The 14,611-nt window shown below is 37.0% G+C and carries 16 protein-coding genes and 1 riboswitch; all 16 genes read right to left on the reverse strand.

Going from position 1 to position 14,611, the window contains the following annotated elements; all coding sequences use genetic code 11:
- Positions 1 to 1,541, reverse strand: a 1,541-nt coding sequence (locus tag AC220I_RS09525; RefSeq protein WP_486723591.1) for an Hpt domain-containing protein, incomplete at its 3' end; no start/stop codon positions are given.
- Between the two features lie 156 nt (positions 1,542 to 1,697).
- The gene (locus AC220I_RS09530; RefSeq protein ID WP_486723592.1) at positions 1,698 to 2,375 is read right to left on the reverse strand and encodes a M48 family metallopeptidase; all 678 of its coding nucleotides are present in this window, start codon (positions 2,373 to 2,375) and stop codon (positions 1,698 to 1,700) included.
- An 8-nt stretch (positions 2,376 to 2,383) separates the two neighbouring features.
- Entirely contained in the window at positions 2,384 to 2,554 is a 171-nt protein-coding gene (locus tag AC220I_RS09535) for a hypothetical protein (protein WP_486723593.1), read from the reverse strand.
- Between the two features lie 148 nt (positions 2,555 to 2,702).
- Positions 2,703 to 3,404, reverse strand: coding sequence for a lysophospholipid acyltransferase family protein (locus AC220I_RS09540; protein ID WP_486723594.1), 702 nt, complete (start codon positions 3,402 to 3,404; stop codon positions 2,703 to 2,705).
- A gap of 200 nt (positions 3,405 to 3,604) precedes the next feature.
- Positions 3,605 to 4,471, reverse strand: a complete 867-nt coding sequence (locus AC220I_RS09545; RefSeq protein WP_486723595.1) for an aldose 1-epimerase family protein — start codon at positions 4,469 to 4,471, stop codon at positions 3,605 to 3,607.
- A 235-nt stretch (positions 4,472 to 4,706) separates the two neighbouring features.
- Positions 4,707 to 4,794, forward strand: a riboswitch (cyclic di-GMP riboswitch).
- 103 nt (positions 4,795 to 4,897) lie between these two features.
- Positions 4,898 to 6,187 carry an ATP-binding protein gene (locus AC220I_RS09550; RefSeq protein ID WP_486723596.1) on the reverse strand — a complete coding sequence of 430 codons (1,290 nt, stop codon included), beginning with the start codon at positions 6,185 to 6,187 and terminating at the stop codon, positions 4,898 to 4,900.
- Between the two features lie 94 nt (positions 6,188 to 6,281).
- Positions 6,282 to 7,373: an ABC transporter permease gene (locus AC220I_RS09555; protein WP_486723597.1), complete on the reverse strand. Its 1,092-nt coding sequence runs from the start codon at positions 7,371 to 7,373 to the stop codon at positions 6,282 to 6,284.
- Position 7,374: 1 nt separating this feature from the next.
- Positions 7,375 to 8,163 carry an ABC transporter ATP-binding protein gene (locus tag AC220I_RS09560; RefSeq protein ID WP_486723598.1) on the reverse strand — a complete coding sequence of 263 codons (789 nt, stop codon included), beginning with the start codon at positions 8,161 to 8,163 and terminating at the stop codon, positions 7,375 to 7,377.
- On the reverse strand, positions 8,160 to 9,179 hold the full coding sequence (locus tag AC220I_RS09565; protein ID WP_486723599.1) for an HlyD family secretion protein: 1,020 nt from the start codon (positions 9,177 to 9,179) through the stop codon (positions 8,160 to 8,162). Before AC220I_RS09565 ends, AC220I_RS09560 begins: the two co-directional genes overlap by 4 nt.
- A gap of 35 nt (positions 9,180 to 9,214) precedes the next feature.
- Positions 9,215 to 9,826 (reverse strand): TetR/AcrR family transcriptional regulator, encoded by a 612-nt coding sequence (locus tag AC220I_RS09570; RefSeq protein ID WP_486723600.1) that lies wholly within the window; start codon positions 9,824 to 9,826, stop codon positions 9,215 to 9,217.
- 184 nt (positions 9,827 to 10,010) lie between these two features.
- Positions 10,011 to 10,256, reverse strand: a complete 246-nt coding sequence (locus AC220I_RS09575; protein ID WP_486723601.1) for an HPr family phosphocarrier protein — start codon at positions 10,254 to 10,256, stop codon at positions 10,011 to 10,013.
- A gap of 21 nt (positions 10,257 to 10,277) precedes the next feature.
- Positions 10,278 to 10,766, reverse strand: coding sequence for a PTS sugar transporter subunit IIA (locus tag AC220I_RS09580; RefSeq protein WP_486723602.1), 489 nt, complete (start codon positions 10,764 to 10,766; stop codon positions 10,278 to 10,280).
- A 130-nt stretch (positions 10,767 to 10,896) separates the two neighbouring features.
- The gene (nagE, locus tag AC220I_RS09585) at positions 10,897 to 12,267 is read right to left on the reverse strand and encodes an N-acetylglucosamine-specific PTS transporter subunit IIBC (protein WP_486723603.1); all 1,371 of its coding nucleotides are present in this window, start codon (positions 12,265 to 12,267) and stop codon (positions 10,897 to 10,899) included.
- A 146-nt stretch (positions 12,268 to 12,413) separates the two neighbouring features.
- Complete coding sequence (locus AC220I_RS09590; RefSeq protein ID WP_486723604.1) at positions 12,414 to 13,247, reverse strand: PRD domain-containing protein; 834 nt, start codon at positions 13,245 to 13,247, stop codon at positions 12,414 to 12,416.
- Between the two features lie 164 nt (positions 13,248 to 13,411).
- Positions 13,412 to 13,627, reverse strand: coding sequence for a hypothetical protein (locus tag AC220I_RS09595; RefSeq protein WP_486723605.1), 216 nt, complete (start codon positions 13,625 to 13,627; stop codon positions 13,412 to 13,414).
- 83 nt (positions 13,628 to 13,710) lie between these two features.
- The gene (locus AC220I_RS09600) at positions 13,711 to 14,460 is read right to left on the reverse strand and encodes a TSUP family transporter (protein WP_486723606.1); all 750 of its coding nucleotides are present in this window, start codon (positions 14,458 to 14,460) and stop codon (positions 13,711 to 13,713) included.
- Positions 14,461 to 14,611: the final 151 nt, after the last annotated feature.

Genomic DNA, 14,611 nt, shown 5'->3' on the forward strand with positions numbered 1-14,611 from the left:
CCTGAATGCTTCGCCTCAAGTATAATGGTGCCGTATTCAGGTTTCCCCATATCGATACGTTCTTCTGTGGTTTCCAACCCGTGGTCCATGGAATTTCTGATAATATGCATCAAAGGATCTGTGATGTTCTCAATAACATTCTTATCGACCTCTGTATTTTCACCAATGATAATCAATTCGACCTCTTTGTCCACCTTCTTTTTCATATCTCTTACAATTCTGTTCATTTTTTGAAATGTAAGCGCGAGGGGTACCATGCGCATGCTCATCACAGTATCCTGTAATTCATTCATTATGATTCTAAATTGACGGGCTGCCTTTTCAAAATTCTCAAGATGTAGGTCCTGAATTTCTGGATTACGGGTTACCATTGATTCTGAAACAACCAATTCTCCAACCAAATCCATAAGCTTGTCCACACGATTAACATCCACACTGATAAAATTTTGCTTTACAACCTTTTTACCATCACTTTCAGTTTTTGGGACTTCTTTTACTGGCTGTTTTATTGGCTTTTTTTCTCTTGAAATTTCTGCATTTAACTTATTAAGGGTTTCGCCCTCTGTATTTTCAGGGGTTTCTCCCAGTTCGGACGCCTCAAAGCTCACTTTATTAAAGGCATCATGATCATCCTCGCTTGCTTTTATTTCGACCGCCTCATCCACCAGATCAGGACTTGCTTCTGCCTCACCATCAGCAGGGATTATGCCTGCCTCAGCACTTATAAAGGCTTCATTGAAAGCCATTTCGTTTATTTCGAGTAAATCATAGTTTTTCAAAAAGCTAATGCCTCTAATAATTTCTTGAACCTCTTCGGTGGTCATCTCCGTTTTTATGTAGGCCTTAAAGCCATTTTTGACAATATAGTCTGCTGCATCTGGGTCATTTGTTATATCTAAAGGTATATGTATTAAATCAACTACTTTGTCTTTTATGCTGTGAACAAATGTGAACGCCCTAATGTTCTCCATGCCACAATCAAGTTCATATTCAATTTTCAATCTAAAATAGTTCAATTGCTCATTTCCTTTTGAAGATGTTGGTTCTTCCTTAAGGTCAATTTTTTGAGGGGAAATGTAGTATTGTGGTTTCACTGCATTGCTTTCATCTGGACTGTATTGCTCTTTATCATTCATAAATTTTAAAGATTCCAGATAGGTGACAATCTCATCTCTTAGGTCATTCGCTTCACCATTTGGCTGTCCACCCATTTCTAACTTTTTGACCTCTTCTTTAACGAAGTCTATCATGGCCAGTGTTAAATCGGTTATTCTAGACGGATCGTACTTCAAGGCCTTATTATTTCTTAAAAAATCAAAAAGATCTTCGTTTCGATGTGCAATGACAGCAATGCCCTCGTACATCATCATCATTGAGTTGCCCTTTATGGTATGCATAATCCTAAAAATTTCGTCTATTGCAAAATCCAGATTTTCTTCTTTTTCAGATGCCATCATCAATTGCTCTAGCCGATCAATTAATTGAGTTGTCTCATATACATACATTTCAATCATCGGCTCATTTTGATTATATTCACTCATTCACATACCTCCTTCTAGGGATACCTTTTTAGGGCAAGCCGATATCTCTATACTTTTACTTTCGTTTTATATAATACCAACTATAGGTGATATTTAAACGCAACTTTCAATATTTGTAAGTTCACAAAAAAAATAAGCCCCTTTATAGGCTTATTTCTAATTGAAATTTAAGTTAAGTGCATTTGTTTTTAACCATTTACGATCTTGTTGGTAATGGGGATTAACCTCTTCAACTACTTGCCAAAATTTAGAAGAATGATTTAATTCTCTTAAATGCGCAAGTTCATGGACAATCACAGAATCTACGATGACCTTTGGCATAAAAATCAGATTTAAGGAAAAATTTAAATTGCCCTTTGAACTGCAACTTCCCCAGCGCGAATGCATAAGCTTGACCCTAATCTGATTGGGTCTCACCTCCATTTTCTCTGCAAAGAAGGCGATTCTCTTCTCAAGATAAGCATTCAAAATGGGTCTGGTAAGTTTAACAATTTCTCCTTTGATGCTTTCAGGACTTGAACATTTTGATGCTCTTATTAGTAGGTGCTTGTGATGATGATCTACAAATGATGGCCCATTTTCAATTAATTTTATCTCATATTGCACATTCCAAATCGGAATTTGACTTCCCAGTTCAAAACTTAAGGAAGGCTGGACCAATGCGTTTTCTTTCATCAATTCAACTTTTTTAAGGATCCATTGTCTCTTTTGATCAATTATGGTTTGTATATTCTCATTGGAATATCGATTTGGCGCTTTGATTGTGACACTGCCATCTGTATTTATTTTAATTTCACAGGTTTTACGCTTTGATCTAATGACTTCTATCTTCATATACCCTCTTAAAAAGTTTGTTGTCTAATGCCCTTAACATCTAAAGCCTCAATAAAAAATGTCTTTTGAGTACAAATTGTAAGCACGTCTGAAACAGTGTATACATTTTTTGCCACATAGACGTCAATGTTATCCACTTTAAAATAATTATATTGCGCCAGAACCTCTGGCGCGTACATACCAATATCTGGTAGTTTTATGCTACCACATCAGCCACCACCAGCTTTTATGAGCTTTACAGTTACTATGCTTCTTCCCTTCTTGTTGAGATAAGCCAATGCTTCTTTTGTTATTTCAACCTTCATATAACCCCTCCCCATTGTCTGCTTATAGTTGACTGGCGATAATAGACTGAACCGTTTCTGTTAGTGTCACGGTATCCTTATTCATCTCCGCCTCTATCCAAATTGGTTCAGAAATGATAATTTCAACATTTGCAGGCCTTATTAAAAGAGAACCCTTTTTCATGATTTCCTTAGAATTCTTTATTGTAATTGGAACGATTGGAACCCCTGACTTAGTCGCAAGTTTCAAGCCACCTGGTTTAAAAGCTTTAATTTCACCATCAGGACTTCTTGTCCCCTCTGGAAAAATGACCATGGACTGGCCTTCTTTTAAGGTCTTAATCCCCTGGGTGATACTTTTTACTTGTTGCCTCATATCACTTCGGTCCATAAATATACATTGCATATGTTTCATCCAATCTCTTACAAAAGGCATTTTAAGCAATTCAATCTTTGCAATAAAGCCCTTTGTCTTTGGCAAATATGTGATTGCCAATGGAATATCGAAATTACTCTGATGGTTACCTACATATAGTACAGTCTGATTTTCAGGTATATTCTCAAGGCCTTTAACAACAACCCTGCAACCCGCAATTCCTAGAAGCTGTGACGACCATTTCCTTGCTTTAAGATCAGCAAATACAATTTTCTCAGCCTCTGTCATTTTATTGGCTTTAACGAGTGAAGGTATAAGGCCTAGCAAACTAAGCCAAAAATAGGCAAACCAAATTACTGTTCTTATCATAATTATCTCCATACTTGTGATTTACTTTTTTGATGAAAGTTATAAGTGATACTATTAGTTTTCTTAATTGATCTATTGACGTATTTGTCCTTTAATTGATCTATTGTCGAATTCGCTCCTTTAATTGTACGATTGTGATTTCAAGGGACTGATTAAAAGGCCTTTTAACTTAATCAATCTGCTATAACCGTCCCAGCTTGCTATTTTAATCCGATTGAGTAATGACAATTGAAAGCCTCTTGTCCCTGTAGGACAATGATTTCCTTCTTATCCCTTAGCAATTGGTTTGAATCTTCAAAATCTGCAATCCCATGCCAAGGTTCAATGCATACAAAGGGTGCCCTAGGTGACCATATTCCAATATAAGGATAGTCCTTGCATTTAAATTTTAAGAGGGTTTCACCTTCAGCCGAGATCAGGTCGAAGCCGCTAATGTTTTTCCCCTCAAAAATAAGGGCATCTTCATTGAAGAGATCAGGCGACAACTTCAAGGTTTCTGCCTCAAGTGTGATAAGCTTTCGCTTATTCATAATAAGACCAGTTTGCAAAGAAACCATCAAGTGCTCTATTTGTCTACTTTTGTTTGTCCGATTCAACTTTAAGCTATATTGTTCAGATGCTAGATCACAATTGAACGCAGGATGAGCACCAATTGAGAACAGCATTTCATTATCCCCTAGATTGACCACCTCATATTTCACTTCAAGAACAGCCGCCTTAATTGTGTAGGTGACCAAGAGCTTAAAGTGAAAGGGATAGAATTTCAATGTACTTTGGGTATATGTTAAAGAAAATACAGCATGATGATCCGTGTGGGCTTCAAGCGTAAAAACTTGATCTCTAGCAAACCCGTGTCTGGATAAGGCATATGATTTGCCACCATATTGATAATGTCCCTCTTTGAGGCTCCCTACAATGGGAAATAGAATAGGCGCGTGCTTTGACCAATAAGCTGGATCTGCCTGCCATAATAATTCTCGGTTCCTATTGATATCGTAAACACTGGTAAGTTCTGCACCTTTTAAGTCAATCTCAACACGCATAAATGCGTTCTCTATTTTAATCAATTTACGGCTCCTTTTTGTTTAAAAATGAGATTTTGGGGTATCTATATTATAGAGCAAAATCAACGAAAGTTGATGACGCAAAGCTGAAGGATCTAAATTTTTTCTACTGCACACGTATTCATTATAAAAATACCAATTAAAAAAGATAAAATCCTTTTTAAAGCCGTATTTTTATAAAAGGGGAATACGTTCCTACAGAAAAAAAACAGGATAGCCAGCTACCTGAAAAACTTTTCGGTTACAAAGGCAAAATCAGCGAAAGCTGATGACGCAAAACTATAGGGCCTACATTATAAATCTTTAAATGACAAATGGTATCTATAAATCAATTTGCATTTAAACAATCGATTTATAACAGGGTAGCCAGCGACCGAGAAAAGTTTTTTTGTTTTTTGATTCGTGATTACTGGGTTGGAAATGCCAACCCTACCTATCTGTAATGATATTAAGTGGCAATTTTAAAGTGAAGGTTGAACCTTCATTTTTTTTGCTTTCAACTTGAATTTCGCCACCGTGTTTATTGACTATTATATCATGTGAAATACTTAAGCCAAGACCTGTACCTTGTCCCACTGGCTTAGTTGTGAAAAATGGATTAAAGATCTTGTTGATATTGTCTGGCTCAATTCCAAGGCCATTGTCCTTGATGACAATATAACCAAACCTATCATCGCAAGACGTTGAAAGTTCGATCCGACCTAACCCTTCACTATGAATATTCTTAACGGCATGTGATGCATTGACGAGCATATTGACGAGCACCTGCTCTATCTGACCCTTATTGCAATAGAGTAGTTTACAGTCAGAATAATGCTTTATCACTTCAGCAGAATATTTAATCTCATTATTCACAATCAATAAGGCCTCTTCAACTAAAATGTTTAGATCCACATATTCAAAGACATCTTCATCTGAAATACGGGCAAAATTGCGCATGGTCATTACGATTTTGGCAACTCGATTTAAACCTGTTTCAGAGTCGACAAGGACTTCTTTGAAGTCATCAAATATAAAATCCAAATCCTTTTCTTGCCACAGTACATCCATTCTTTTTAAGGAGTTGGTAATGTCGTTTTGAGATTCACAAGAAACCAACTCTCTTCCTAAGCCAATAAAATCAGAAATCGTAGAAACATAGGTTTTTGCTGTCTCCAAATTGCTCATAACAAAAGCCAATGGATTGTTTATCTCATGTGCAATACCTGCTGCAAGTTCACCTATGGCAACCATTTTTTCTTTTTGAACCAGATAATATTGTGCCTCTTGAAGGGCATTATTGGACTTGATGAGTTCTGCATTTTGCTCTGCCAGTTTCATGGCTGATTGCGCCAGTTTAATATCATTTTCGATTTCCCTTATAACAGATTTGACTCTTGCAATAAATTCAAGCTCATTAAAGGGTTTCTTAATGTAGTCTATTGCACCTAAGTCAAAGCATTTTTTTAGGGTATTAGTGTCTTCAATCGTTGTGAGCATAATGATTTTAGGCAGTCTAACATCGTTAATAAGCCTAAGCTTTTCAAGAACTTCAAGTCCCGAAAACTTAGGCATAATAATATCAAGAAGTACTAAATTGCACCCTTTATTAACGATGAAATCAAGGGCTTCTTCGCCATTTGATGCTGTGAATATTTCGCATTCAATTTCATTTGAAATCAGTGTATCCTTTGCAATAACCAAATTTATCTTACTGTCATCTACAATCAATATTTTCATGATCCACCTACTTGACGTTGGTATTTACGAATTTCTTCATAGTATTAGTATACCAAACTTTCCATAGATAAATCAAAGTTTTCCAAACCTTCTTTTATTCAAGGTGTTGCTTGAATCTCACAGATGCAAGTGTTAGTAAAACTGCTGAAAACCCTAGTAAAAACAAGGCTTGCTGATATATGATTTCAATGCCAACACCCTTGACGATAATACCACGTAGAATTTCAAGAAAATAAGTTAAAGGAATAAAATAGCCCGCATAAAAAATAGGCAAAGGCATAGCTTCTCTCGGGAAGACAAATCCACTTAAAAGGACACTTGGCAGTATAATCAAAAGCGTCATTTGCATGGCTTGCAATTGATTCTTTGAAATGGTTGAAATCATCATGCCAATTGCCAGTGAACAAAAGATGAAGGCATTACCAAGAATCATCAAAAGCGCAAAAGAACCAAGCATAGGAATTTTAAAGTAGAGTATTCCAATGCCAATTGTGATGAGAAAATCGATGTTACCGACGACGATATAGGGAATCATTTTGCCTAAAATCAGTTCATAAGACCTGATAGGGGAAACGATCAATTGCTCTATGGTCCCCTTCTCACGTTCTCTTACAAGTGAGAAAGAAGTCAGCATAACAGTGATATTTTGCATGATTAAACCCATCAGCCCTGGTATTGTAAAAATAGTGCTTTCCATGGAAGGGTTATACCAAACATTTGTTGACAAATAAATGCCCTTATTCATATCTTGTTGCATGGTAAAAGCCTTGCTCAGTAGATTTGCACTTTGAAGCGCAGTTCTGGCAACTGTTGGGTCTGAACCATCCACGATGAGCTCAACTTCACACTTTCCCGATGCTGTTAAATCCTTAGAAAATCCTGACGGAATAATCAATGCCGTTTTGATAAGACCCTTTTCTATTAAAAGCTGCAATTCTGATGTATCGTTGACGGTTGTGTATAACTGAAAGTAATCACTTGTAATAAAGGACCTTACCAGTTCTCTGCTCTCATAGGTTTGATCACCATCTAGCACACCTATATAAATTTGATCAACCTCTGTATTTACTGCATATCCAAATATCAACATGAAGATTAGGGGCATCATCACAAGCATGGCCACACTGGCCGGATCTCGTCTTATATGAATGAACTCTTTTATGATAATATGCTTAAATCGATTCATATCACTCGGCCTCCCGTTTTATAAATTTCAGATTTTCAAAGGAATGCTTGATACTCGTATGTGTCTCTTTTTCTACCAATTCTATGAAGACATCCTCGAGATTGTTTGCACCATGTGCCTCAATTAAATCCTTTGGTCTGCCTTCAATTAATTTTTGACCGCTGAAAACAAAACCAACTCGATCACAACTTTGTGCCTCGTCCATATAATGCGTGGTTACCAATATCGTAATCCCCTGCTTTGAGAGTTCAAAGAGCATTTCCCAAAAGAGTCTTCTTGAAACGGGATCGACACCTGCTGTAGGCTCATCGAGAATCAGCAGCTTGGGCTTGTGAATAATCGCACATCCCAGTGCCAGTCTTTGCTTCCAACCACCTGAAAGATTGCCAGTAAGTTGTTTTTCTCTACCATTTAAACCGGCCATTTCAACGATTTGAACAATTCTTTCCTTAATTTCACTTTTTGTCAAACCATAGATATTGGCGAAAAAAGTGATGTTCTCTATTACCGTTAAATCTTCATAAAGACTGAACTTTTGTGACATATAACCAATAGCATTTTTTATTTCGTTGCTATGGTGATAGACATCATAACCAAGCACATTTCCGGTTCCACCACTTGGCTTGACAACGCCACAAATCATTTTGATGGTCGTGGATTTTCCTGCGCCATTTGGCCCCAACAAACCATATATTTCCCCTTTCTCGATAGACAAGGAAACATCTTTCACTGCCTTTAACTCACCATAATTTTTTTGTATCTTATCCAGTACAATAATAGGGTCATTCATTCCATGCCACCTTCTTGAAGTTCAACGTCAACCATCATGCCACTGTGTAATGACACATTTTCATCCAGCGCTGCTTTTACTTTAAATACCAGACTTTGACGGTCTGCCTTGGTGGAGATATTTTTAGGTGTGAACTGAGCATAATCAGAGATTTCTGTGATTTGAGCCATGATGATTTCATTTGAACCGTCTAGGGTCAATTGAACTGGCCCCTCTAAATGCACTCTTGAAAAGTTCGCTTCATCCACATAAAATTGCACATATAGACTATTGTCCTTGAGTAAATCTGCTATGACGCCACCTTGAGGGACAACTTCATTATCATTAAAATAGACCTGCCTAATGATCCCATCAGAAGGTGCTAAAATCTTGGTTTCTTCTATTTTCCACTCAATATTCTCAAGGGCGATCTCTGAAAGTCTCAAGTCAGATTTAGCAATTTCAAGCGTGTGATGATCTACACCCTCTAAAAGATCATTATAGGATACCGTTACGCTCTCGTATTCTTTTTTCAAGACATTTAACTCAGTTTCTGCTTGTTGAACGGCAACTTTTAAATTATCCACTTGATCTGATCCAATGGCATTGCTTTCCAAGAGGGCATTAGCATCTTCCAATTGATTTTTTTTAAGGGCTAAATTATCTTTTGCAAGTTCAATTTTTAGTTTTAGACTTTCCTGTTGCAGAGTCAATCGTTTATAATCATTTGCGTCAGCACCTTCAATCAAGCTGTCCAGCTTACTCTGTTTTATTGCTATTTCAGAGAGAATGCGGTCTTTTTGAAATAAAAGATCGCTCTGATCTATACTTGCTATAAGGTCTCCCTTCTTTACATGATCACCCTCAGACACATTGATTTCAATAACTTTCCCCCCAATCTGGGTCATTGCCTTTGTAATATCACGTTCTATAAATCCAGTATAGGTATTTGTCAAAAGCTTGTCACTCGAATTGATATAGTATGAAACACTCGCTAATATAATCACTAATAATCCTACGAATATTCTTTTTTTCATTTCAATCTCCTTTAGGAATTTATTATAGTATGGCCTTAAGCTGTAATCCCGTGTAACAAGATGAGTTTGACCTGATTCATCTCTCTTTTCAGCTCCATCTCATCAAATTTTTCGTCCATGATGACACGCTTAAAGACCCCTGCGAATAAACCTGCAAAAATTGTCCTTAATATAATTTCATCCTCTAGATCAGGTTTGACACTACCTGCATCTCTATGTGCTTTTATAAAGATCTTAAAATCCATAATGATGGGATTAACCACTTTCTCAACAGCAATGTCACGGAGGTCTGAGTGATACTGAACTTCATTGAACAAGACCTTTGCCAGTGCATGATTCTTTAAAATAATCTTAATTCTATCATCAATGACAATATCAAAAACTTCATCCAGTGTTTTTTCAGGATTTCCCATCAAAATCAAGTTAATGGGTTTATATGCCAGCTCTCTTCCCAGCACTTCAATTGCCTTATAAATAACAGCTGTTAAAAGCCCTTTTTTTGTCTTGTAATATTTAAAAATAATGGCTTCGCTTATATTGGCTAGACTTGCAACTTCATTGGTTTTTGTCGCATTATAGCCCTTTTCTGAAATAATTTGTATGGCTGCATCAAGTATTTGTTTTTCTGTTTCTTCTCGTTTACCCATAAGACCTCCTTTTTAAAAGTGAGTGAGTACTCACTTTTTTTAGTATACGCTGATTATCGTCAATGTCAATAGCATGACAAAAGAAAATGAAATGGGCCCATAAATCTACAAAAAAAACCGCGACAATTCAAACGCATCCTCAAGTAGGATGTTTTTGAATTGCCGCGCTTAGCGATCTGGCAATCTAATGATCTGACAGTTCCGTTAGGAACTGCACGATGTGCTGAACTGCATTTGAATCGGATGATATAATTTCAATCTCATCATCTTTAGAGATGGCACTGGACATAATACTCATAATGCTCTTTGCATTATAGGTCTGCCCATTCTTCTCAATCATAATCTCTGCTTCAAACTTATTTGCTTCACTAACCAACATAGATGCCGGTCTTGCATGCAGGCCAGTTTCATTTTTAATGACAACCTTCATGTTATATGCCTCCTCTAACTTTTAAGCGTTCAGTGTAATCTCACAGACAGTATCGCCTGATTTTAAAGCACCGTAGTTCACTTTTATAGATTTTATAACCTTCATCTCTGTAAAGACAACAGGTGTAATGGTCTCCTTATTTAAGGCCTTAATTTTTTCAACATCAAACTTCAAAATTTCTTGTCCCAATTCAATTTTACAAGGTGGATTGGCAATCCTTTCAAAGCCCTCGCCTTTCAATTCCACTGTATCAATTCCAACGTGAATGATCATTTCAACCCCTTCTTCAGATTGAATTCCAATGGCATGATTTGTAGGAAATATTTGAACCAACTGACCCTTACAAGGACTACAAACCGTGTTTATCCCTTCCTTTGGCAATATTGCAAATCCATCTCCTAGCATTTTTTGTGAAAAAACTTGGTCTGGTACTACTTTTAAATCGACAACATCACCATCAAAAGGCATCTTGATGACAACCGGTTTTGATTTTTTTAAAAAGCGAAACATGTGACACCTCCTTTGTGACTTATAATTATCATATCATGAAATCCTTCAAAGTGTCAGGACACTTTGAAGGATCATCAATCTATTCTATTCTTATTGTTTATTGTTTACTTATTGCTTACTTGTTTATTGCTTAACTTAAAATTTGCTTCATTTCTTCAGCGATCAACTCTGCTTTTGTGCCAACGATTACTTGAATATTAGTGCTGCTTGGTCTGATTGAGCCCGAAGCACCCAATTTTTTAAGTGCATCTTCATCTACTTTTTCGTTTGTTTTTAGTGTCATTCTTAAACGTGTAATACATGCATCCACTTCAACGATATTATCTCTACCACCAAGTGCATTGACATAACCATATGCTACATTAGAGATACCAAGTTCTTCGATAAGCTCATCATTTCCACTTTCATTATCTGCTCTACCTGGCGTTTGTAGATCTAACTTCTTGATGACAAAGACGAAAACCACATAATAGATTGCACCAAATACCAAGCCCACAGGGATTAACATAAGTGGTTTTGTTGCAAGTCCAAAGTTTAACGCATAGTCGATGGCACCTGCAGAGAATCCAAAGCCGTGAAGGATACCCATGCTTGAAACTACAGCCATTGCAACGCCTGTTAAAACAGCATGTAAGAAGTAAAGCACTGGTGCAAGGAACATAAACATGAATTCAAGCGGTTCAGTAATACCTGTTAAGAAAGATGTGAATGCAACAGAGAATAACATACCACCAACGGCTGCACGATTCTCTTTCTTAGCTGTTGTGTACATTGCAAGTGCAACAGCTGGTAAACCAAACATCATTACTGGGTAAAAACCTGCCATGAAGGTTCCGGCAGTTGGATCGCCAGCGAAAAATCTACTTAAATCGCCTGTTGCACCATTAAACTCACCAAATACAAACCATAAGAATGAGTTGAGAACATGGTGTAGACCTACAGGAATTAATAGTCTGTTTAAGAAACCGAATACGCCTGCGCCTAGTGCACCAGCACCGATAATCCAAGTACCAAGTGAATCAAGTCCAGTTTGAACTGGTGGCCAAACGTAACCAAATACAACACCAAGAACTAAAGCGCAAAGTGATGTGATGATTGGTACAAATCTCTTGCCTCCGAAGAAGCCCAACCAATCTGGTAATTTAATATCATGAAATCTGTTGTAAAGTACCCCAGCCATAATACCGGCAATCATACCAGCCAAAACGCCCATATTGATTGATGGATCAATTGCAACAGTAACTTCTTTAATAACCAAGTAACCAATTGCACCTGCTAAGCCAGCTGCACCTTGATTGTTTTTAGCAAGACCAAAACCTACACCAATTGCAAATAGAAGTGCTAGATTTCCAAAAAGCGCTGCCCCAGCAGCTGAAATAATAGGGATGTTAAACACATCTGGTTGACCAAGTCTCAATAAGAGTGCCGCAACAGGTAATGCAGCTACCGGTGTCATTAACGCTTTACCGACTTTTTGGATGTTTCCAAAACCATTACTCATGAAAAATTCCTCCCTTTAAATAAAGTATAATTGCCATGTATATCATTGCAGTGCCGCTTAGCACCACTATAATAACCAAAAAAGGCACGAGTTAAAAAGCAATACGAGATCGCTTAACAACTCATGCCTGATTGAACAGTAACACGTTAGCTTCTTCTTATTCTATCAATGTGAATGGTCATATAAACCATCTCATTTTCATAGACTTTCTTATTCAATGATTTTTCAATATGTTTAACCAAGCTCTCTGATACTTTATAGGCATCAGTGAATTGAGTCTTAATGGTATCTCCTAGAGGATTGTCTATCGACTCACCCTTCTCTATTCGATCAAGACAGTACCATAGGTGACTGACTAGCCGATCGTAAATCAGGGTTCCCTTTTGAATCTTTTTGCCGAGCTTATCTTCTATGATTTGAATGAGTTCTTTAATAATTCTGGTATTTTTTACAGTGTCTTTGACATCTTTCTTATGCTTGGCAGCATGTATGTGCAAAGCGATAAAACCAACTTCACCCTCTGGAATTTCAATGCCTATAGACTCTTGAATCATCATTTGTGCCTTGATTCCCATCTTGTATTCGTTTGGATACAACATTTTAATTTCATATAGAAAGGGGTTACTAATATCAAGGCCGTTCTTAATGCGCTCAAGTGCAAAACTGATATGGTCCGACAGGACGAGAAATAATTTCTGGCTAATCTTTCCAAATTGCTTTTCTGCCTCAGAAACAATTTCAGCACAAACCCCTAAGACTGAACTGTCGATGCCCTTGAGTAGATTAAAATAGTGTTCTTTGTATTTTTCGTCATAGGTTCTAAAGGTTCTTTCCACCTCTTGATCAGAAATGGTAACGGTCTGCCCCACTTTTCGGTTAAAGCCAATGCCCTTGCCGATTAGAATGACCTCTTGATTGGAATTCTGCTCAGTAGCCAATATAACATTGTTATTCATAGGTTTTAAAATCTGATAAATCACAAAATCCCCCTAAACCTCTATACGACTGGATACAAAAAAAGCACGAACGTCAATGAAAATTTTTCATTAAGGTTCATGCCTGATTTAACAGTAACATACCAACTTTGATACTTGATTTAAAAAAATCATAACACCATTGAGAATTTGTGTCAACATTTTTTTAATTATAATCCCCAATGACTTTGTGTTTCACGATCCTCTTCTGCTTCTACGAAGTAGACAATCGTGTCTTTTTCAAAATCAAATGCACGGCCAATAATGATATAGAGTTTCCCGTCTACCAATAAATGATCCTCTTCCATAACTTGATAAGGATCAATTGTAAACTTATCACCTGTAAGTGTTTTCAAAACATCTTTTGCAACAATTTTTACAATCATAAAAACCTCCATTATGCCATTATTTTTGTTTAGTTTCTGATTTGATTATACCCTGAAATATAGATTCCTATCACATTTCTTGATTAAACAATCATTTCAAAAGCCATTTTTGCAACCAATGCAAATGATACGATTACGAAGATTGGTTTGATGAATTTTGAACCCTTGGTCACTGCCAAATGGGTACCTACCCTTGCCCCAATCATCATGGAAATGGCCATTGGAATTGCGTAGTAAAGCACAACTTTACCGTTAATCAAAAATAAAAACAGGGCTGCAATATTACTGGCTAAATTTAGAACTTTACCGTTTGCAGCAGCTTTTTTAAAGTCAAACCCAAAGAGTTTTATCAATGCAAAAATCAAAAAAGATCCAGTTCCAGGTCCAAAAAAGCCGTCGTAAAAGCCAATGACAATAGCCATAAATCTTGCTTTCACAAAGGTAAATACAGTCGGCTCGACATAATGATCTTCAAGGCCCAAATTCTTATTGACCAAAGTGTATATGCCAATAATGGCCACCAAAAAAATAATCATGGCCTTTAAAAAATCCGGATTGAGGCCCAACACCACATTGACACCTATTGCAGAGCCTATTAAAGAAAACGGCACCAGTCTTACCAATACTTTCTTATTGAGGTTTCCCGATTTGAGATAATGATAGGCACTGCTTATTGCACCTGTACTTGAAGCAAACTTGTTGGTTCCAAGTGCAAGGTGTGTTGGTATACCTGTGGCAAGTAAAGCAGGTACACTGATAAGCCCCCCACCGCCAACCATAGAATCCACTAATGCTGCAAAAAAACCCGCCAAACAAATAATTACTAAAGTCACTTTATCCTCCAAGAAACGCACATGTGATGCGTTTTATTATCTTAAATATTATGCAATGATCCCCTTGTCTGCACTTAAATGTTCAAACTGCTAGAGCAAGTGTTTCTTAACAGCCTTCATGTCATTAATACTTAAATCACCAAACCAATCG

The sequence above is a fragment of the Fusibacter sp. genome, from assembly GCF_057447755.1.